Annotated in this window: 18 protein-coding genes; 8 read left to right on the forward strand and 10 right to left on the reverse strand. The window is 38.2% G+C overall.

The annotated features are described in order from the left end of the window. Positions 1 to 12 precede the first annotated feature (12 nt). The gene (locus QUE72_RS00340; protein ID WP_286270830.1) at positions 13 to 933 is read right to left on the reverse strand and encodes a LysR substrate-binding domain-containing protein; all 921 of its coding nucleotides are present in this window, start codon (positions 931 to 933) and stop codon (positions 13 to 15) included. 266 nt (positions 934 to 1,199) lie between these two features. Beyond that, entirely contained in the window at positions 1,200 to 1,430 is a 231-nt protein-coding gene (locus QUE72_RS00345; RefSeq protein WP_286270832.1) for a glutaredoxin family protein, read from the reverse strand. Between the two features lie 137 nt (positions 1,431 to 1,567). On the opposite strand from QUE72_RS00345, the gene QUE72_RS00350 reads away from it, so the two are divergent. Continuing rightward, positions 1,568 to 1,723, forward strand: coding sequence for a DUF2986 domain-containing protein (locus QUE72_RS00350; RefSeq protein WP_074497276.1), 156 nt, complete (start codon positions 1,568 to 1,570; stop codon positions 1,721 to 1,723). Positions 1,724 to 1,731: 8 nt separating this feature from the next. On the opposite strand, the gene QUE72_RS00355 is transcribed toward QUE72_RS00350, so the two are convergent. After that, positions 1,732 to 2,163 carry an MgtC/SapB family protein gene (locus tag QUE72_RS00355; protein WP_286270835.1) on the reverse strand — a complete coding sequence of 144 codons (432 nt, stop codon included), beginning with the start codon at positions 2,161 to 2,163 and terminating at the stop codon, positions 1,732 to 1,734. 214 nt (positions 2,164 to 2,377) lie between these two features. Continuing rightward, on the reverse strand, positions 2,378 to 3,562 hold the full coding sequence (locus QUE72_RS00360) for a BaiN/RdsA family NAD(P)/FAD-dependent oxidoreductase (RefSeq protein WP_286270837.1): 1,185 nt from the start codon (positions 3,560 to 3,562) through the stop codon (positions 2,378 to 2,380). Positions 3,563 to 3,841: 279 nt separating this feature from the next. Here QUE72_RS00360 and QUE72_RS00365 point away from each other — a divergent pair, with 279 nt between their 5' ends. After that, positions 3,842 to 5,359, forward strand: a complete 1,518-nt coding sequence (locus QUE72_RS00365) for a hypothetical protein (protein WP_286270838.1) — start codon at positions 3,842 to 3,844, stop codon at positions 5,357 to 5,359. 70 nt (positions 5,360 to 5,429) lie between these two features. On the opposite strand, the gene ftnA is transcribed toward QUE72_RS00365, so the two are convergent. Both ftnA and QUE72_RS00375 read right to left on the reverse strand, forming a co-directional pair. After that, positions 5,430 to 5,960, reverse strand: coding sequence for a non-heme ferritin (gene ftnA, locus QUE72_RS00370; protein ID WP_074497292.1), 531 nt, complete (start codon positions 5,958 to 5,960; stop codon positions 5,430 to 5,432). A 113-nt stretch (positions 5,961 to 6,073) separates the two neighbouring features. Then, a complete protein-coding gene (locus QUE72_RS00375) occupies positions 6,074 to 6,547 on the reverse strand; it encodes a peroxiredoxin (protein WP_074497294.1) in 474 nt (157 codons plus the stop codon). Between the two features lie 362 nt (positions 6,548 to 6,909). Here QUE72_RS00375 and QUE72_RS00380 point away from each other — a divergent pair, with 362 nt between their 5' ends. From QUE72_RS00380 to QUE72_RS00390, 3 genes are all read left to right on the forward strand, one after another. Next, positions 6,910 to 7,197 carry a putative quinol monooxygenase gene (locus QUE72_RS00380; protein WP_286270842.1) on the forward strand — a complete coding sequence of 96 codons (288 nt, stop codon included), beginning with the start codon at positions 6,910 to 6,912 and terminating at the stop codon, positions 7,195 to 7,197. A gap of 71 nt (positions 7,198 to 7,268) precedes the next feature. Then, positions 7,269 to 7,667, forward strand: a complete 399-nt coding sequence (gene gloA2, locus QUE72_RS00385) for an SMU1112c/YaeR family gloxylase I-like metalloprotein (protein WP_286270843.1) — start codon at positions 7,269 to 7,271, stop codon at positions 7,665 to 7,667. An 11-nt stretch (positions 7,668 to 7,678) separates the two neighbouring features. Then, positions 7,679 to 8,089, forward strand: coding sequence for a GFA family protein (locus tag QUE72_RS00390; protein WP_286270844.1), 411 nt, complete (start codon positions 7,679 to 7,681; stop codon positions 8,087 to 8,089). Positions 8,090 to 8,196: 107 nt separating this feature from the next. On the opposite strand, the gene QUE72_RS00395 is transcribed toward QUE72_RS00390, so the two are convergent. Then, positions 8,197 to 10,479, reverse strand: coding sequence for a S9 family peptidase (locus QUE72_RS00395; protein ID WP_286270845.1), 2,283 nt, complete (start codon positions 10,477 to 10,479; stop codon positions 8,197 to 8,199). Positions 10,480 to 10,847: 368 nt separating this feature from the next. Between QUE72_RS00395 and QUE72_RS00400 the strand changes: the two genes are divergently transcribed. Both QUE72_RS00400 and QUE72_RS00405 read left to right on the forward strand, forming a co-directional pair. Further along, the gene (locus QUE72_RS00400) at positions 10,848 to 11,906 is read left to right on the forward strand and encodes a DcaP family trimeric outer membrane transporter (RefSeq protein WP_074497300.1); all 1,059 of its coding nucleotides are present in this window, start codon (positions 10,848 to 10,850) and stop codon (positions 11,904 to 11,906) included. 439 nt (positions 11,907 to 12,345) lie between these two features. After that, a complete protein-coding gene (locus QUE72_RS00405) occupies positions 12,346 to 13,878 on the forward strand; it encodes a methyl-accepting chemotaxis protein (protein ID WP_074497302.1) in 1,533 nt (510 codons plus the stop codon). A gap of 73 nt (positions 13,879 to 13,951) precedes the next feature. Here QUE72_RS00405 and QUE72_RS00410 read toward each other — a convergent pair whose 3' ends face one another. From QUE72_RS00410 to QUE72_RS00420, 3 genes are all read right to left on the reverse strand, one after another. Continuing rightward, positions 13,952 to 14,407 (reverse strand): DUF3291 domain-containing protein, encoded by a 456-nt coding sequence (locus QUE72_RS00410; RefSeq protein WP_286270846.1) that lies wholly within the window; start codon positions 14,405 to 14,407, stop codon positions 13,952 to 13,954. Positions 14,408 to 14,446: 39 nt separating this feature from the next. Then, complete coding sequence (locus tag QUE72_RS00415) at positions 14,447 to 16,780, reverse strand: Tex family protein (RefSeq protein WP_286270848.1); 2,334 nt, start codon at positions 16,778 to 16,780, stop codon at positions 14,447 to 14,449. A 169-nt stretch (positions 16,781 to 16,949) separates the two neighbouring features. Then, the gene (locus tag QUE72_RS00420) at positions 16,950 to 17,516 is read right to left on the reverse strand and encodes a hypothetical protein (RefSeq protein ID WP_286270850.1); all 567 of its coding nucleotides are present in this window, start codon (positions 17,514 to 17,516) and stop codon (positions 16,950 to 16,952) included. Between the two features lie 134 nt (positions 17,517 to 17,650). Between QUE72_RS00420 and QUE72_RS00425 the strand changes: the two genes are divergently transcribed. Next, complete coding sequence (locus QUE72_RS00425) at positions 17,651 to 19,777, forward strand: alkaline phosphatase family protein (RefSeq protein ID WP_083601931.1); 2,127 nt, start codon at positions 17,651 to 17,653, stop codon at positions 19,775 to 19,777. Positions 19,778 to 20,015 lie beyond the last annotated feature (238 nt).

The raw sequence follows: 20,015 nt of genomic DNA on the forward strand, positions 1-20,015 counted from the left end.
TGAGTCATTATGTTAATTGGTTTTATCTGGGTTGTTCATTATTTCATTCTTTAGCCAATCGATGAAAATATTAATACGCGCCAACTTAGATGAATGCTGATCATATAAAAGAAAACGATACCATTGTACAGGGTGTTGAATATTAAACGGTATTACAACTTGTTTACTCGCAAAATAAGTTGAAAATAACTCAGTTGCTGCAAGAGTAACCCCATACCCTCCTAATACAGCACTTAGCGCCATATCAGTAGATGATACTTCGGTTTTCATTTTATGTTGCTCATAGCCCGTTACACCAGCCTCTTCAAACCAACGTTGCCAAGTCACCTTTCCTTGATTCGCTAAATAAATGAGTTGGCAATTGAGTAAGTCTTTAGGTGTTGTGATGTTATTTGATGAGATTAACTTTGGTGAACAAACGGGAAAAGCTTTAATGGTACCACATTGCTCAATAGTCAAATGCTCTGCTTGTAGTCTGCTTTTATCTAGGCCAAACCGTATCGCAACATCAATATGCTTTTTCGCCATGTCTTCTAAGGTATTTGAAGCAAGAATGCGAATGTTAATATCAGGATGTAATAACGAGAACTTATATAAACGAGGCATGAGCCATAAAGAACAAAAGGCCTGTGTTGACGTAATAGTGAGTTCACCCGCTATGCCGTCTTGTTTTACTTTATTTAATCCATCAATTATATACTTGAAGCCTTGACTACAAGCGTGGTAAAGCTCTTGACCTTGTTGTGTTAATAGCATGTTTCGGCCACTTCTAATAAACAACTTAACGCCTAAACTTTGTTCTAGCAGACGAATTTGTTGGCTAACAGCTGCTTGAGACACAAATAATTCTTCTGCAGCCATGCTATAGCTAGCAAGCCTAGCAGAAGTGACAAAAGTATTGAGCGCGTTAAGGTGTTTTAAACGAGCATCCATTATAAATCATATATAAGTTTAACTTATGTAAGATATTAGTTCTTATCGTTGGCTAAGTAAACCAAGGTTATTCACACTTACCTCAGTTTTATTAGGAGGATAGTCAGAATGTTAAAAGAAAAAAGAAGAAATGAAATTACCATTAAATCGAGTTTATTCGGTAAATATATCACGCTAATAAGTCGGATAAACATGTCTTACTGGCATCAATTTAAATAAGGTTAAGTTATATAAAGTTGGAGCGAAGATGAGCATCGGTTTAATGGTTACTCACTTTTTAACATGCGTTCAAATTGTTTAATCGAAAAACCATTTAAGATAGCATCGCCTATTTTTAAGACAGGAACTGCTCTATAGCCTAACCTTGCAAGCTCTTTCTGACCCGATGGTGTTTTAACATTGCATAAACGATAGGGCAAATTGCGTTTGTCTAAGTATTGTTGTGCTGTTTTACAATGTGGACAATTTTTCATGGTGTAAAGGGTAATTTTTTTCATATCAACCGGTATTTTATGAAAGAGTTTGTCGTTAATTATGAGTGATTAACATTTGGAAGTAACACGCGCTAGTGTCATAACTACGTTTACTTGTAAGCAATTGCTATAATAGCGAGGTTAACAAGAGGCGGTATTATATGAACAGAAAGAAAAAAGTAAAATCAACATTGCTTGCTAAGCAGAAAAAAGCAAACGCAAAGAAACAAAAGAGCAATAAACCAAAATATATTTCTAAAGCGGAACGAGAAAAGCAAGTGCTAGCTGAAAACACAATGGATGAGTCGAAAGCGTAAGTGCTAACTTATGTTTTCTTGGGCTTCATTGCTGCTGAGAACTGAAAAATTAAAAAGCCAATAGTTGATAATACAATAGCGATTTCATAACGACTATAAGCCACTGAAACACCAATGGCTCCAGTATTCCATAAGCCTGCGGCCGTTGCTGTACCTTTTACTCCATCATTATTTTTGAAAATAGCACCACCACCAATAAAACCCATGCCGGTAATGATAGCGTACATCACGCGAGCCTCTGCATTAGAACCTTCGTAAACACTCATACCTACAAGCATAAATGCACATGATGCAATCGTCACTAAAGGGAAAGTGCGTAACCCTGCGCCACGATCATTTAATTCACGATTTAGGGCTATCGGTAGAGATAATACAAATGCGATACTCATTTGCATAAAGTTAAACATAATTAAATTAACATCTAAGTCAATGCCAAACATTTTTAAGCCTTATATCAGTCTCTTATTATATTGATATAACGTTTATGGGATACATGTCAATTGTGAAATGCATTCAGCATAGGTCAAATTAAGTTTATCAAGTTAGAACTTAAATGAATCAACGCTTATAAACAATATTGATCTGTAAGGTTAACATTATGCGTTGGTATGCTTTTAATTCTAAGTATATGGTCTATTAATTTTCCAACATTAATTAAACCGCTTGCCCACAAGCCACGCCTTGGCTCCAGCAGGCTTGAAAATTATAGCCTCCGAGCCAACCGGTAACATCGATCACTTCACCAATAAAGTACAGATTTTTCACTTTGTTGCTTTCATAGGTTTTTGACGATAATTCATCGGTAGCAACGCCACCTAGCGTAACCTCGGCGGTGCGGTAGCCTTCAGTGCCATTAGGTTTGATTTGCCAATGGTGTAGGTAAGTACTCAATTGACTGATTTCTGCGTTAGAAAGTTGGTTAATCACTTTGTCGGTAATTTCTTGCTGGCTGATCATTGCTTCAATAAAGCTTTTTGGCAATACCGTGCAGAGTAAGTTCTTTAATGATTTCTTTGGGTGAAGTTCACGCCATTGTGTTATCAAGTCTTCGAAGGGGGTGTCGGGCAGCAAATTGATTGAGATCGACTGTCCTGCGCGCCAGAATGATGAAATTTGTAATATGGCTGGGCCAGATAAGCCACGGTGGGTGAACAAAATATTCTCTTTGAAATTTGTGCCACCTTCGCTGCTGACCATTGTGGGAACACTAATGCCTGATAAACCTTCAAAACGTTCTTTATCTTGCGGTTGTAGAGTAAAAGGTACCAGTGCGGCCATGGTAGGCAATACTTGCAAACCAAACTGTTTAGCGATGTTATAGCCAATAGGTGTAGCGCCCAATTTAGGCATAGTGAGTCCACCAGATGCTACCACCAATGACTGGCATTGATATTGGTTAGTAGAAGTATTCACCATAAAATGCTCAGCTTGTTTTTCTACACTTACTACTTCATTACGAAGATTGATATTTACGCCGGCCCAATCACATTCGGTCATCAAAATATCAACGAGATCTTGTGCGCTGTTATCACAAAATAACTGACCAAGTGTTTTATGGTGAAATTCAAGGCCGTGTCGTTCCACTAATTCAATAAAGTCTTGTGCTTGATAACGACTTAACGCTGATTTTAGAAAATGAGGGTTTTCACAGAGATAATTATCTGGGGTGGCATTTTCATTAGTAAAATTACAACGGCCACCGCCTGAGATCAGAATTTTACGTCCTGGCTTTTTCCCCATATCAACTACCGTTACCTTTTTGCCCCGATAGCCAGCTGTTGCTGCGCACATTAAACCTGCTGCGCCGGCGCCAATGATTAAAACGTCAGTATGTATCAAGTTATAAGCCTTAGATTAAATCAGGCAGGCATTATAAAAATATTTTGCTTTTATCACCAGTGTATTTACTGCGGACTGAGTCACAGACTTCTTTGAGTAACGAAAAAGTGTCAGCATTTTGTAAGGAAATACAAAGATTCAGTAAATAAACGCAAAGCTTAAGTAAAGAAGTGCAAAGATTGAGTAAATCGTTGAACGAACATAAAAATGGCTTCTCTATATGCAGACTTTTGATATCAGCTTGGTATCGATTAACGATGTATAAAAATGAGATGAAAAATGCTGAATTGTACGAAACAACGTAATGAAAAATTTTCCTATAGCACCTTAATGATTTTTTTATTATCAAGTGTGGTGTTAATTATGGCCGGCTGTGGCTCTAGTGATAGCAGTGATAATAAAGTTGGTTATTTAAAATTTTATAATGCTTCTACGAATGCACCGTCATTGTTTTTGACTGTTGATGAAAATCTAGATGAAGATGAAGACGATGAAGTTGAAATTACTTTTAGCGGTACAGCATATGGTACTGCTGATACGCGCAGAGAATTGCCAACAGGTGATTATTTCTATGAGTTAGCGTGGCAAGATGAAGATAGTGCTGCACGTGCTGATTTAGAAATGATATTTCAAGATCAAATCTCGATTGAACAAGACACTATCAAGTTCGTAGTGGCTAGTGGTGATATCAGTCAACCTCAAGTAAATGTGTATGATATCTCATTAGTAGATGATGAAGATGACTCAACGCTATCGTTATTTAATCTTCGGGTTTTGAATATGCACGGCTCTAATCAAGCGTTAGATATATATCTTTCTCAAACCGATGAAACGTTTAATGAAGCAACAATGATTGGTAGCTATTCGTTTCAAGAGCTTTCGGAAAACCAAAAGTTCGATCAAGATCAATATGTGTTTTATATTACCCACGCAGGTGAAGATGAGGTGTTGTTTCAATCGAACAATGTAAGTTTTTTATACCCGTCACAATATGTCATGGTTATTCGTGAAAACATAGGAAATAGTGATTCACCTTATATTATCGATAAGGTGTCGTCTTCGTACACTGAAACCTTTCTTGATTACAACGCAGAAGCTCATTTTCGCGTATTTAATGCCATTGACCAGCATGAGCTGATTGCAGACTACAATGATGCTATTGATGTTGAAATAACGGGTGGCAATACAACATCTTCTTTATCATCACTTGAACGCGGAACGTTTAGTGATGAAATCGTAAAAGAAAATGGCGACTTTAGCGTTAAGGTGACGGTCAGTGATAGCGAAACCATTTTACTCAATAATCATTTATTATCACTACCTGAAAATGCCAATAAAACACTCTTTTTATATTTAACAGAAGATAATGTTGATCATGATGGCGATGGTGATGTTGACGAGAATGGTGACGGCATTGTTGATGAAATTGAAATTTCTATTAACTCGTTGGTCGTTGATAATAGTGTCAGAGAAAGTATTTATGATCATCAATTACAACTCGTTAATTTAGTTGATAGTGATGACTTTGGGGTAGTTGAGTTTTATTTTGTACGTAGTGATGAAACAATCGCAACGGCTTATTATTCAAGTGCTGTTTCTTACGCAAATGCCGAATCAATCATTTTGAGAAATAATACCTACCAAGTTTTTGCGGTGGCAAAACATAACAGTAGTGAAATAGTGCTGGCTAACTTTGAGTTAACTTTAGATGAAAACAGTGATGAGTTGTTTTTAATCATTGAACAAGATGACACCGCCGCTAGCGGTTATCGGGTTACAACAGAAGAACAGTTATAGCTTAAATACCGATTAACTTTTTTATAAAAAAGGGGCTTTGTAGCCCCTTTAACATATACGAATATAATGATTATGCGGTGGGCGAATTTGTCATTATGCTAGAAGAGCCTGTTTTTGCTAGCTCTGCTAAATCTTTATCAACAAAAAATAGTGCGTGGCCATCATGGCCAACTAAGTTAATTTTATCTAAAACACTTTTAAATAAAGTTTCTTCTTCATGCTGTTCAGCCACATACCATTGTAAGAAATTAAAGGTAGAATAATCTTGGTTAGTAAAGGCTTGATGTGCGAGTGAGTTAATGCGTTCAGTAATTTCACATTCATGCTGATAGGTTTTTTCAAATACATCGGCAAGAGACTCAAACTCATGTGGTGGCGCATCAATGGCCCCTAAAATTGGCAAAGCACCGGTTTCACTCACATAGGTAAATAATCGCGTCATATGATCCATTTCTTCAGCAGCGTGTTTACGCATAAACTCAGCTGCGCCTTCAAAGCCTTGCTCCTCACACCAAGCACTCATTTGTAAATATAAGTTAGAAGAGTAAAACTCTAAGTTGATTTGCTCATTAAGCTTCATGATCATGTCTGATTTCAACATATTACACCTCGATAAAAAAGTTTGCGCATTATTACGTATCAAGTAGTGCTATTGCAAGTAAAACCTAATAAAATCAATGTCATAACAATGATAATTGTTTACGTTTGTGTTTGTTATAAGTTTTGTAATATTGATTCTCCGTCACTAACAGACAGTTCACCTGCTTCTTCAGCAGCTAAATGAATAACTGTACCGTTGTCGATAATCATCGCATAACGTCTGGAGCGGTAACCACCCAATGGCTCCATGTCGAGACCTAACCCTAATGAACGAGTATAGCTACCGTCAGCATCTGAGAGCATGGTAATATGTTCAGCGTTTTTAGCGTCTTGCCAAGCCTTCATTACAAACACATCATTAACAGCAATACAGATAATGTCATCAACTCCTTTAGCTTTAATTTGATCGGCTAAGGCGATATAACTGGGTAAGTGGTTGTCAGAACACGTTGGAGTAAACGCACCTGGCACAGCAAATAGCACGACTTTTTTGCCCGCGAATAAATCAGGTAATTGATGGGTGATAGTATCGCTATCTGTACGTTGATGAAGTTGTCCGCTCGGCATTTTTTGATTTACGTTAATCATAATTTTCCTTATCGACTTGAGTAAAAGAGAGCTTTGTTGGTTTACATAAAAAACCTTTTGAGTGTGCAGCACGCGCACAGTCTTTACATGCAAAGCGTGGCTGCACCACAATTTGAGTAATAATGTGTATGTTTTTTTCTATGTCTTTTTTCTTCCATTTACAAAGCGACTTAGTCATACACTCATTACTCAAAAAGTCTTGCTGCTGTTAGTCTAGTAGAAACTAGCAATGAACGCACGGCGACTTAGCTAAACGATTAAATAATCAGATAAAAAATCTTAAAGGTGCGTTGTTCTTGTTGTGTTGGTAACTCAGGTAAAGATATTATAATGTGCACCAACTTAATTAGCAGGGAAATACCATGATACATCGCGTTAATCAGTTTTATGCCGCAGATAACCAAGCACAATCATTAAAAGAGTTTTTTCAAGAGCTTGTTGATTACATTAACAATAGTGAAGGATGTATGGGTTGCCAACTTTTACAAGATGAGCAAGATGACTCACATTTTGTGATCTTAGAGCAATGGCAAACGAAAGAAGCCCATCAGGCATCGTTAAGTCAATATCCTGCGGATAAGATGCAAGCTGCTATGCCGCTTTTTGGCAAGCCACCAGAGGGCGATTATTACACGTTGATTAAAGAGTAATGAGATCTTGTCACTTTCTATAATGATTTTCGACGCTGTAATATTAAAAAAAGGTAAAAACTTATCAAAGTATGAATAATAAAATTGTTTTAAAAGGTATTCATCACGTAGCGATTATTTGCGCTGATTATCAACGTACTAAAGCCTTTTATGTAGATATACTTGGGCTTGAAATTATTGCGGAAAATTATCGAGCAGAGCGCCAATCATATAAATTAGATCTAGCGCTACCTGACGGTAGCCAACTCGAAATATTCTCATTTGCTAATGCGCCGAAACGCCCTAGTTACCCAGAGGCGCAAGGATTAAGACATTTAGCTTTTCGAGTAGACTCTGTTGAACAAACGGCATTATTATTGACCAAAAAAGGTATTGAAGTAGAGCCGATTCGCGTTGATGAATTTACTGGGAAGCCATTTACCTTTTTTAGTGATCCCGACGAGTTACCCATTGAAATATATCAAACATAGTAGAGGAAAAGATGTATAAAGGCAGTTGCCTCTGTGGCAAAGTACAAATAGCGATTGATGGTGCTATAAGCGATATTATTCATTGTCATTGTTCTTTGTGTCGCAAAAATAGTGGCACAGCTTATGCCACAAATGGCTTTGTTGAGCGAGAAGACTTTACCTTTGTTTCTGGTGAGCATGAACTCAGTCAATTTTCATATAAAGCTAATCGAGTGCGCCACTTTTGCAAACATTGTGGCTCTCCTGTTTATAGTGAAAACTTAGAAGATATTCAACGAATTAGATTACGCTTAGGGCTATTAGATACACCGATAATTGAAAGGCCAATGTCGCATAATTTTGTGACCTCTAAAGCCAATTGGGAAGAGATGGATGCAAAGCTTCCTCGGTATGAAGCGTTTGAACCTGAGCGACAAAAATAGCTGTTTTTAACTATCTTCGTGAAGTTGAATTCAATACAGTAAAAAGCCGTTTTATGCGTAACACGAAACGGCTTTTTTACTGTTAAAACTTGCTATTTACTAGCATATTATTTTTTTAGTGTTTCAAAGGTAAACTCTTTAGGTGGTGTTACCCCTTTTAAATGTTCAACGAAATAGTCCCAACGTTTACGCAACATAAACGGTTCACGTGCAAAACCGTGACCGCGATTCGGTAGCATGATCATGTCGAAATCTTTATTGGCGTCAATTAACGCTTCTACTACAACTAACGTGTTGTATGGTGGTACGTTAGTATCTGTCGTGCCGTGTGCAATTAATAACTTACCTTTTAAACGATCGGCAATAAGTTGATTCGCTTGGCTGTCGTAGTTGGTTGTACCGTCTTCATTGTTCACTAACATACCATGCCATTTTTCACCCCATTCATCCGCATAGTTACGGTTGTCATGATTACCTGCTTGAGACACTGCAACACTATAGAAATCTGGGTACATTAATAACGCGCGAGTAGAGGCAAAACCACCACCTGAATGTCCCCAAATACCTACTTTACTGTCATCTATCCAACTGTGTTTACTTGCAAGTTGTTTAATCGCTGCTACTTGGTCGGGAATGCCACTATCGCCCATGTTGCCATAATAAAATTCATGAAACGCTTTTGAACGACCCGGTGTACCTAACGCATCAATCTCAATGACAATAAAACCTAGTTCAGCAATGGCTTGGTTGTCACCTCGTGATGCACGAAAGTTACGGCCACGAATTGAACCTACTTGCGGGCCAGGATATAAATAGTTTACGACAGGGTATGATTGCTTAGGGTCAAAATTGCTTGGTTTATACATTAAACCGTAAATATCATGTTCACCGTTTCTATCTTTGACAATAAACGGCTCTGGTGCGACCCAGTTTTTCGCTTTTAACTGTTCGATATTCATGGTTTCAATGGCAAAACCTTTACCAGTGTTGGTGCTTCGCACGTAACTTTTTTCTGGTGTAATATACGTTGAAACGCGATCGACAAAATATTTACCATCTTCACTTAAGGTAATGCGGTGGTGTTGTTTTTCTGGCGTTAACAGCGTTAAATTTGAGCCATCAAGATTTACGCGATAAAGGTAATGAAAATATGGATCACCGCCTTCACGCCCTGCACCGGTAAATAAAATAGTGCCGCTTTCTTGGTCAACATGAAGTAATGAAATGACCGTCCAGTCACCTTGGGTAATTTGTTTTTTTACCTTACCCGTTTTTGCGTCTATTAAGTAAAAGTGTCCCCAATTTGAACGTTGAGAAAACCATAATATTTCATCGGTTTTATCAAGATACTGCCAACTAACCCCTTGAACACCGGACTCAAAAAAGGTTTCTTCGGTTTCTGTGAAAACTGTTGTTACTTTACCTGATTTGGCATCAGCAAAACGTAACGTTGCTTTTTTATGGTCACGAGAAGAAGAGACAAAAGCAAAGTGCGAACTATCTGTTGACCAATCAATATCAAGTAAACTGCCATCGCGTGCGGCAACATGGTCAGTGATAGTAGAGCGATGCTCATCAGGCGCCATATCTAATGGAATAACCTTCGCTTTATCTACGTCGATAACAACACGATGAATTTTAAAAACATGCTCATCGCCGGGTAATGGATATTTCCAAACATCAATTTTTGGGTGGCCAACAGCCGTGGATACAATACCCATGTCGCCAACTTTTCGGCCGTCATGTTTAAAGGTGGTTAGCTTGCTTGAATCAGGTGACCAGGTCACAACAGGTTTGCTACTACGCACCCAGCCAGCATTGTTTGTTGCATAGCCGAAATCTTCAATGCCATCAGTGGTCAGTTGCGTTTCTGTATTATCAGCAAGGTTTCGTAACCATAAGTTATGCTCACGAATAAATACTGACTTATTACCATCAGGCGAAACAAATTCACTACGCTTTATTGATGTTTCATCTTTTTTACAAAGATAATTACTTAATGGACACTGGTAATTAGTACCTTTGTAGTTGACGTTGAGTACGTTATCGTCACTTATAGTGACTTGATAAAAGGGTAATTTATTTTGGTTTACTTCACTTTCAGAAATACGTGCAAGTGACTCAGCAAGTTTTTGATGATCAAAGGCAGGTGCTTTAGTTTGCTTGTTAGCATCTACTTTAAAAAATCGTAACCCTTCAGGGGTTTGGCTTCGATAAATTAAGGTATTGTTGTTAGACCATTTTGGATAGTCGACGGTACCAGTCACCAGTTTTGTGGTGGTGGTTGATAATTGTTGTTCTGCGCGTTGATAATCGGCTTTTGTTACGTCAGCGTGTGCAACGCCTGAAACCGATATCATCGTTGCAGCCAAAGACAAATATTTGTTCATGGTGAAGAAACCTGCATTTTAGTTGTTATAAATCACGCTAGTTAAGCGTAATTGTCGCTGACAAAGAGCTTAGCATACATTCGTAAGAAAAAAGCTGGCACACTCGACCAAAGGTCATGAATATACGATAAAAAGTCCCATGCTTTTATCGATTAACAATCTTTTGTTAGCGAGTAAATATCTTTGGAATACGACTAAAGTCTAATGATAAATGTCACTCTTATAGACTTAGGTCTAATTTCTAAATGGCTGTTTAGCCTCTACGGTTATACCCAGAAAAAAAATAACAGTTTAAAAAAACGATAAATAGCTGACAGATTGTTAAGTTTTCTTTCTCAGGCTATACACGAAATATGGGGAAAGTAGAGATGAAAATTGATAAAGCCGGTATACTGGCGACAGGCTTATTAACGATTGCAAGTTCAGCACATGCAGGATATGAAATTCAATTAACGGAAGAAGATAAAATTACCTTCGGAGGGTTTATACAAGGTGATATTCGTTACATTGATGGTAATGCATCTTCAACGTTAACCAATGATGATTTTTGGATTGGTCATGTGGTTAATGATGATATTTCAAACACCCGCTTTTCTGCCAGTTCAACACGCTTCAATACAAAATATCAACATGGTGATATCACCGGTTTCATTGAGATGGATTTTTATGGCGGTGACGGTAACGAGCGCTTAACGAATTCTCGCCACCCGCGCTTACGTCATGCGTTTATTAAATACAAAAATTGGACTGTAGGTCAAACTTGGTCAACGTTCGTCAATACTAGCGCTTTAGCTGAAGCTGCCGACTTCGGCGGACCTTTAGTTGCTGCGGCATTTATTCGTCAAGACTTGATCCGTTATACCAACGGTAACTTTCAGATTGCGATTGAAAATCCAGAATCATACGGTGGCTATACAGGAGCAGGTGGTTATGGTTCACAAGATTCAGTGCCTGATGTTATTGCTAAATATACCTTCTCAGGTGATTGGGGTAATGTTTCAGTTGCGGGTGTCGCCAAACAATTAGAAACAGTCAGTGGCGAATCAGAATCAGGGTTTGGCTATGGTATTGCCGGTAGAATCAAAACGGTGGGTAAAGATGATTTTAGGTTTCAACTTCATGGTGGCAATACCGGTCGTTATGTAGGAGCTGCTGCCGCGACTGACCTTGTCGGTGAAGAAGTCGAGGAAACAACATCTATTTCTGTTGCTTATCGCCATTTCTGGACTGAAACCTTAAGAACGAATGTATTTTACGGTAGAACTGAAACAGAAGAATCTGATCGCGAGCGTACACACTGGGGCGTAAACCTGTTTAAAAACATTACGCCAAAACTTTCGTACGGTGTTGAGTTTGGTAATTTTGATGCAGAAGATCTCGCTGCAGATTCTAATTACGCACAACTTTCTGTGAAATATGTTCTATAACGTTACTGTGTTAACACGTCTTTGCGTTAGTTAGCCTCACTGAGGTTATCTTTATAGGGAAGCATTGCTTCCCTTTTTTTGTGTTAACTTTGAGCTTGTTATTATTCCGTAAATTTATTGTGGCTATTAAATAACCTGATCTCGGGATAACAACTTACTTTCTAGCAGTTGTTTTTCCTTATTACTGCGTTAAATTTATTTGCAATAGACACGTTATTGACGCACAAATCTGCCTTGCACTAAGAAAAAACTCCGTGCTAGAACAGTGTGACAAATAAAAGCTTACCGTTTCAGTTGATAAGTTAACTTCTTATCCCAGGCTCAGGTTAAGTAAACCTTTAAAAATTTTATATTTTTTTAACAATTTGGATTTTTTGCCGATATAATCTTTACTTAGATAAACCATTTACAAAACTTCAATACGGAATTTAAAACCTTAATGAATATCACAACGAATGAAGTTACTTTTTCACCTTCTGAGCAGCTTGTTTCGATTACTGACACTCAAGGTGTGATTTTATATGCCAATGAAAATTTTTGTCGAATAGCGGGATATTCACAATCTGAACTAGAAGGGCAGCATCATAATATTGTTCGTCACCCTGATATGCCAAAAGCGGCTTTTGCTGACTTATGGCAAAAACTTAAACGAGGTGATTCTTGGCGAGGCATGGTAAAAAACCGTTGTAAAAACGGTGACTTTTATTGGGTAGATGCCTACGTTACCCCTTTATACGAGGGAAATAATATTGTTGGCTACCAATCTGTTCGTTGTTGTCCTACGGCTGAACAAAAACAAAAGGCACAGGCGCTGTATCAACAGATCAATCAAGGGAAATCGATAAATGAATTTTCTACGAATGTGTCTTTAAAGCGTAGCCTGGCAGCTGCACTTGTTTTATCAATCACACTATTACTAGCGTGGTTTATCTCTATGTACGCGGCAGGGGCATTATTACTGACTGTCGCGTTACTGGTTATAATTTTTAAAGATGAGTTTATTGCTATACCTGATCAAATTTCACAATATAAACAAGAGTTCGATAGTCCATCTAGGTTGGTGTTTAGTGGTAAAGGCATTGCCGCGTTAATGCGATACCCGTATTTAATGCAGCAGGCAAAAATAAGAACAATTTTAGGAAGAAGCCGTGATTCAGGTGAAGGGCTTGTTAATCTTGGTGTGAAATTAAAAGATACCTCTGCTCGTTCTTTGGAAGGTCTATTTAATGAGAACTCGCAGTTAGATCAATTGGCAACGGCAATGACAGAAATGTCTGCCACCGTTCAAGATGTCAGCCAAAGTACTACAGATGCTTACGATAAGGTCGTGGTAATGCAGTCTGAATGTAATCAAGCAATTAGTGTTATTGATCATAGTCAGAAGAAAATCACCGTATTATCCGGTGAGGTAGAATCTGCGGCAAATACTGCAACTAACCTTGTTACTGATATCACCCGTATTTCAGATATCATGACTGAAATTCAAGGCATTGCTGATCAAACGAACTTATTAGCTTTAAATGCAGCTATAGAGGCTGCTCGTGCTGGTGAACAAGGACGAGGTTTTGCTGTTGTCGCAGATGAAGTGCGAACCCTTGCTGGTAGAACGCAATCTGCTACCGAGCAAATACAAGGTTCAGTGGTCGAGCTCCAGCAAACGCTTCAACAATGGAGCGCAACCATGGTCTCAAGTCAAGGTGAAGCTGAATCATGCGTAGAAGATGCAACAGAAGCAAAAGCTGGTATGGATCGCATCAAAGGTATGATGGATGAAGTAACAGATATTGCGGGGCAAATAGCAACAGCTACTGAACAACAAAGTGCTGTCGCTGCAGAAATGACCCAAAGCGTGCATAGTATCGATGGTATTTCAAAAGAAAACACTGAAATTGCTGAACAAGTTAACCGTTACGGTATTGAGGTGAATAAAAGTGCCGAAACGTTAGAGTCGCTAAGCTCAACGTTCCGATAATGTAAAAGTGTAAAGCATCTTATTGATCATGAAATAAGATGCTTTATTATACCAAAAATACACCGTTATGGTTTCAATTAATCTGATTTAAATCTGCTTCAGTGAAGTTACTTTTAAAGGTAAATGCGTAGGGTGAATCCCCTTGTTTTCTTAAATGCATCAATCGTTCAATCGCCTCTTCTACTGTAGGTATATGATTAACGGGTATCCACCATAATACGTACGAGTCTTCGGGTATGCGATGAAACCACTCTTGTTTTCTTTTGAGAAAATCAATGTGATGAGTTCTGAACATAAAATTCTTTAATGATTCAATATCTTGCCACACAGACATGTTTACGATGATATCTGGATCATCCATTACCTTGATATCTGTTGCGTCACCACTGTCATCTTTTAAGCGCCAAACAAAGCCATCGCTGATTTCTGCAATAGCATTGATCGGTTCTAAATTGTTGATGAATTCTGCTATTTCTGGTGCGTCTAGTGCGTATTTTGCTTTTGCAATATTGAGCTGTGCAAGATTCATTTTCTCTCCTTAGATTAGAATAATACAGCCTAGAAGGCCTTATTTTTTTAGCTTGGCAAAGGCATCAGCAAAGGCATTTCCCATGGCGGCATTTTCTACCGGTTTCGGTTTTTTGTTGTGATGCTGTTGTTTCGCTTGGTGTTTACTTTTCGTGTTACTCTTCGGTGTATGAGTTGGCTGATATTTTTGTTTTGTAGGCGCAGATGCTTCATCTGTAAGTCGCATAGTAAGGCTAATACGTTTTCGTTCAACATCTACTTCCGTTACCTTCACTTTGACAATATCGCCTGCTTTTACCACATCGCGTGGGTCAGAAATAAACTTATTGGTGATCGCAGAGATATGCACTAAGCCGTCTTGGTGAACACCCAAATCAACAAATGCACCAAAGTTAGCCACATTAGATACTACGCCTTCAAGCACCATACCAACGTTTAAATCTTTGATTGATTCTACACCCTCGGTAAATGTGGCAGTTTTAAATTCAGGACGCGGATCTCGAGCCGGCTTTGCCAGTTCTTGCACAACATCTTTTACGGTAATATCACCGAATTTATCATCAACGAGCGACTGAAAATCAATTTTACTCGCTAACTTGTCTTCGTTCAGTATTTGGTCAATTGAGCTGCTTAGTTGAGCGACAATTTTATCTACAATAGGGTAGGTTTCAGGGTGAACGCCAGAAGCGTCTAGTGGATTAGTGCCATCAGAAATACGTAAAAAACCAGCGGCTTGTTCGAAGGCCTTAGGACCTAGACGTTCAACCGATTTGATATCTTTTCTACTGTTAAAACGACCGTGTGCATCTCGATAACGAATAACATTATTGGCAATGGTTTTATTTAATCCAGCCACTCTGGTAAGTAATGCCGCAGAAGCGCTGTTAATATCAACACCAACTGCATTTACACAATCTTCAATGACATTATCGAGGGCTTTACTTAATTTACTTTGACTTACATCATGTTGATATTGCCCTACACCAATGGCTTTAGGATCAATTTTAACTAATTCAGCCAAAGGATCCTGTAAACGACGAGCAATTGATACCGCGCCACGAATAGACACATCAACATCAGGAAATTCTGTCGCTGCAAGTTCAGAAGCTGAATACACAGAAGCACCTGCTTCGCTTACGATAATCTTTTTGATTTTTCCTTCGCATGCTTTTACAACTTCACCTGCTAACTTATCGCTTTCTCTTGAGGCAGTGCCATTGCCGATAGCAATCAGGTTAATCTTGTATTGGCGAGCTAAATTAACCAGAGTACGAACAGATTTATCCCAGTTATTTTGTGGTTCATGCGGGAAAATAGTAGCCGTTTTTAGTAACTTGCCGGTTGCGTCTACCACTGCTATTTTACAGCCAGTTCTAAAGCCTGGGTCGATCCCCATTGTTACTTTTGGCCCAGCAGGTGCAGCCATTAATAAGTCTTTCAGGTTTTTAGCAAAAACAAGAATGGCTTCTTGTTCTGCTTTTTCACGTAAAGTGCCTAAAAACTCAGTTTCTAGTGATTGACTAAATTTTACTTTCCATGCCATATGTACCACTTTGGTAAGAAATTTAGTTGCTGGCTGCGAAGATAAGTTGAGCTGATAATGCTCGGTAATAATGTGTTCTGCTGAAGAATAGTGGCTATTATCTTGCTGTGGGTCTACGTCAAGCGATAAGCTTAAAAAGCCTTCGTTTCTACCTCGTAATAATGCTAATGCTCGATGTGAGGGAATTTTTACAATTTTTTCAGAATATTCGAAATAATCACGGTATTTAGCACCTTCTTTTTCTTTTTTCTTTAGCACCTTACTTTTTAAGTGCGCTTGTTTGGCAATTAATCTACGTAGTTTTGCCAGTAGTGCTGCGTCTTCGGCGAAGCGCTCGATTAGAATGTATATAGCTCCCTCTAACACCTTATCAGTATTTTCAAAACCTGCTGGAATATTAATGTACTGCTCAGCCTCTATTTCAGGGACGAGTTGCCATTGCTGAAACAATGCACTAGCTAAAGGTTCGAGGCCGGCTTCTATGGCGATTTGTCCTTTAGTTCTTCGTTTTGGTCGATAAGGGAGGTACAAATCTTCAAGACGTGTTTTGTTGTCTGCATCAAGAATCGCCTGTCGCAGTGGTGGTGTTAACTTATCTTGTTGTTCAATATTGGTTAATATAACGTGTCTGCGTTCTTCGAGCTCTCGTAAATATTCAAGGCGTTGTGATAAGGTTCTAAGGTGTCCATCATCAAGCCCTTTGGTTGCTTCTTTTCTATATCGAGCAATGAAGGGGACGGTTGAGCCATCATCAAGTAACGATATTGCGGCCGTTACTTGGTCTGTTTTTACATTGAGTTCTTGGGCAATTTTTGCAGCAATTGCAGACATTATGAGTTGTCCTATAGGGTAATTAGCGCTTTTTTCTATATATATGGGTGCAAATAACAATTTCTAGGCTATTGAGTAAATATCAGTGAATTTTTAAATGTCGTACATGCGATGTGATAAAGCCTAATAGCGCTTCTAATCGATAACTATTAGGCTATAAATCTAGCAATTATTCCATCATATTATTATCAAGTGCTTTCACGGGGAAGCTTTTTGCAAAGGCTAGCACAGCATCTTTATTTGCTGAATTTGATTCAAACGCTAACATGCCACCGCTTTTTAATGAAACGGTTAGCTTTGTAGAGCCATCAGTGTGCTCTAAGCTTGCATTGCGCCTTTGAATACGAACTTTATTGTTACTAGAGGTCATACCAAATTGTGCCAGAGCAGCAAAGGCAGATGCGGCAGCGCCAGTGTTTCCTGTTGTTAAGGTGACTTGTATGTATTGATCATTATGATGATATTCACGTTCAATAATATTCATTCCCATGGCAGATTGATGGGAAAGCTCATTACCCGAAAAATCGTTGATTTTATCTTTGAAAAAACTGCTAATTTGATTGTTTTTTAATTGCTCAAGTTGTGTAACACACCAACGAGCCTCTTCTAATGCGCCTTCAATATCTCCGCTTTCAAATAAGCTAGCGGCATTTTTGCAAAGCTTTGCTGGATCTTCATCATTCGCCATTGTGTTTAATGTGATTGTACAAAGTAGTAATGGGAGTAAGAGTTTCATGGTAAATATCCTTATAAAATAATTAATATGAAGTGTATGAAAAATACACAAGAATTAATAGCGTATCCATGAGTTATTTTAGTGGTGTTTCTATGTTAATGACATTTCTAGGGTCGAGATGACCACTGAAGAAGATGAAAGAAAAAAAGGCAGATATCGCGTTGTTGATAGGTAATACTTTGTGTCTTCATTTAATTGTCATGAAATTGTCACGTTTTTATCTTTCTAGTGTCATCAAAAAATATAAAAATATATCTGGTCTAGACCAGTTGTGTTTTTATATAGAGGAAATTATGAACTTTACAAAGAAAGAACTTAAGAAAGCAATTGCTTGCATTTGGGGCTTATCAGCTCTTGTGTTGGTAGGTTGTAATGATAGTGAGACTCAGCAAACTTCAATTATTACAGCGGATAAAGATCCAGAGAAAAGGGTGCTAGTTATTGGTATTGATGGTCTGATGTATGACTATATTGATGATATAGATAATGTTGATATGAATGAACCGGTGCTACAGCACTTTCCACGATTAAGCATTTCAAAAGCACTTGCTGGAGGTTACCTAGGTACTCAGAGCCACCAAGCTAGCTCGTCGGGACCATCTTGGTCAACAATTTTAACTGGGACATGGGTTGATGGACACTCAATAAGTTCGAATAATAACCAGCCAGCCAAAACGAAGACTGTTTTTGAATATCTTCACAACGCCGATAGCACTATTGATATGGCAAGTTTTGCAGCATGGTCTCCAATAAATACAGGCCATGCTGCTAATGGAATGCCGTTACTTAAGCAACGCGCTGATGGTAGCGCAAGACCAAGTAATATGTCAGTTGATGAGTTTATCGCCACAAAATTAGTAAACGAACTAAAGGATGAAGATTCAAATTTAGATTTTATCTTCACTCACCTAGATGAAATTGATGGTGCTGGGCATACGTGTGGATGGTGTACGTCATATGAGGAAGTACTGTCTAAAATTGATAACTTATTAGGTCAAGTTTTAGACGCTGTTGAATACAGAGAATCAAACCTAAATGAACAATGGTTAGTTTTAGTTGTTTCTGATCATGGTCATGTTAAAACTGGTGGTCATGGTGGGGATTCTATTGAAGAACGTACTTCGGTTATCGGAACAAATAAACCAGATTTAATGAATGAACTGTTTGCCAATAACTCGAGCGTATTTTCACTAGCTAGTGAAGAGCAAAATGTACTGATGGGATACCCTGGAATAACTGCGATAGTTCCGACTGTGTTGCATTATTTAGGCTATGAACTCAACGCTGAACATCAATTTTCTAGTCCTTCGTTGATTGGAAACGTTGGTTTAAAAAATAGTTACATACAAACAGAACAACCACTTTCAACAAGTGTTACGAATAAAATAAGTTGGCGTGCAACATCCGATGTTAATACGGTTAGTATTTTTAGGGGAGATGAGAAAATAGCAGAAGTTTCTGCTAGTGACGAATCATTTGAAGATATAATCACCTTGGATATTTTACCTGAAGGAGATCATCATCTTGCTTATACATTAAAGCCAAATACTGGGAATAGCATTACGGCTTGGACAAAGTTTGCAATAGGTGAGGCAGCATCTGTTGATACTGTGCTTGAAGATGTTGCGGAACATGTTAGCTTTCAAGAGAGTATTTCTCCATTTAGTTTTATTTCAAACAATGCAGATTCTGTGATTTATGAAAAAGGCCCTTTTGATTCAGGCAAAGCGCTCCGTATCAATAGAGATGATGGCTATTTGACAACTCCAATTTCATTCCAGGATGTTACACAGAGAACCTTGGGATTTTGGTTGAAAGTAAACGGTGAAATTACAAGTGATCCTAACGTGATTTCAAATAAAAACTGGGATAGTGGTAGTAATCCAGGATTTACAATTGCCATTACAAATTCCAGTTTAAAATTGAATATAGGTGACGGTGTAAACCGATCTGATATTTCATTACCTTATACCAAAGATACATGGATATTTGTTGTTGCAAGCTTTGATCTGATAAACAATGAAATAGCGTTATATATTCAAGATCCAAATTTAGGGTTTCAAGAAAGTAAATCTTCTTCATCTAATGTTGCATCGTTAGCCTCAGAGTTTCCGTTGAACATAGCTGAGGGTGGTGATGGCGATTATAACCTCAATTCCATCATAGATATATCAATGGCTGATTTGTTAATTTTTAATCGAGTATTAGCGAATAATGAGGCGAGAGCTTTGTCGAATATTGAAACTAGAGTGAGTTTTTAAGGGAGGGTAAGAGAAGTGATCTATAGCACTAGAACACTTCTCAGTTCTATGGCCTATTTCAATAATTACGCTGCAAATTTATTGTAAAAATCAGCAAAAGCATACTATGACTTAAATTATCTTAGCATCTTCATGCGCTTTCGGCGGGACAGGTTTCAAACGTATTTAAACGTTAATGAACATTTTTGTGTTTTATATTTTGCGCTATTGCATCGCGTTCCTTTATTAAATAATTCAT

It is taken from the genome of Thalassotalea hakodatensis (assembly GCF_030295995.1).
GTDB lineage: Bacteria > Pseudomonadota > Gammaproteobacteria > Enterobacterales > Alteromonadaceae > Thalassotalea_C > Thalassotalea_C hakodatensis.

Coding starts and splice junctions, on each gene's coding strand:
- QUE72_RS00340 (WP_286270830.1), bottom strand. CDS start 933: ATGGATGCTCGTTTAAAACACCTTAACGCGCTCAATACTTTTGTCACT.
- QUE72_RS00345 (WP_286270832.1), bottom strand. CDS start 1,430: ATGAAAAAAATTACCCTTTACACCATGAAAAATTGTCCACATTGTAAA.
- QUE72_RS00350 (WP_074497276.1), top strand. CDS start 1,568: ATGAACAGAAAGAAAAAAGTAAAATCAACATTGCTTGCTAAGCAGAAA.
- QUE72_RS00355 (WP_286270835.1), bottom strand. CDS start 2,163: ATGTTTGGCATTGACTTAGATGTTAATTTAATTATGTTTAACTTTATG.
- QUE72_RS00365 (WP_286270838.1), top strand. CDS start 3,842: ATGCTGAATTGTACGAAACAACGTAATGAAAAATTTTCCTATAGCACC.
- ftnA (WP_074497292.1), bottom strand. CDS start 5,960: ATGTTGAAATCAGACATGATCATGAAGCTTAATGAGCAAATCAACTTA.
- QUE72_RS00375 (WP_074497294.1), bottom strand. CDS start 6,547: ATGATTAACGTAAATCAAAAAATGCCGAGCGGACAACTTCATCAACGT.
- QUE72_RS00380 (WP_286270842.1), top strand. CDS start 6,910: ATGATACATCGCGTTAATCAGTTTTATGCCGCAGATAACCAAGCACAA.
- gloA2 (WP_286270843.1), top strand. CDS start 7,269: ATGAATAATAAAATTGTTTTAAAAGGTATTCATCACGTAGCGATTATT.
- QUE72_RS00390 (WP_286270844.1), top strand. CDS start 7,679: ATGTATAAAGGCAGTTGCCTCTGTGGCAAAGTACAAATAGCGATTGAT.
- QUE72_RS00395 (WP_286270845.1), bottom strand. CDS start 10,479: ATGAACAAATATTTGTCTTTGGCTGCAACGATGATATCGGTTTCAGGC.
- QUE72_RS00400 (WP_074497300.1), top strand. CDS start 10,848: ATGAAAATTGATAAAGCCGGTATACTGGCGACAGGCTTATTAACGATT.
- QUE72_RS00405 (WP_074497302.1), top strand. CDS start 12,346: ATGAATATCACAACGAATGAAGTTACTTTTTCACCTTCTGAGCAGCTT.
- QUE72_RS00410 (WP_286270846.1), bottom strand. CDS start 14,407: ATGAATCTTGCACAGCTCAATATTGCAAAAGCAAAATACGCACTAGAC.
- QUE72_RS00415 (WP_286270848.1), bottom strand. CDS start 16,780: ATGTCTGCAATTGCTGCAAAAATTGCCCAAGAACTCAATGTAAAAACA.
- QUE72_RS00420 (WP_286270850.1), bottom strand. CDS start 17,516: ATGAAACTCTTACTCCCATTACTACTTTGTACAATCACATTAAACACA.
- QUE72_RS00425 (WP_083601931.1), top strand. CDS start 17,651: ATGAAAGAAAAAAAGGCAGATATCGCGTTGTTGATAGGTAATACTTTG.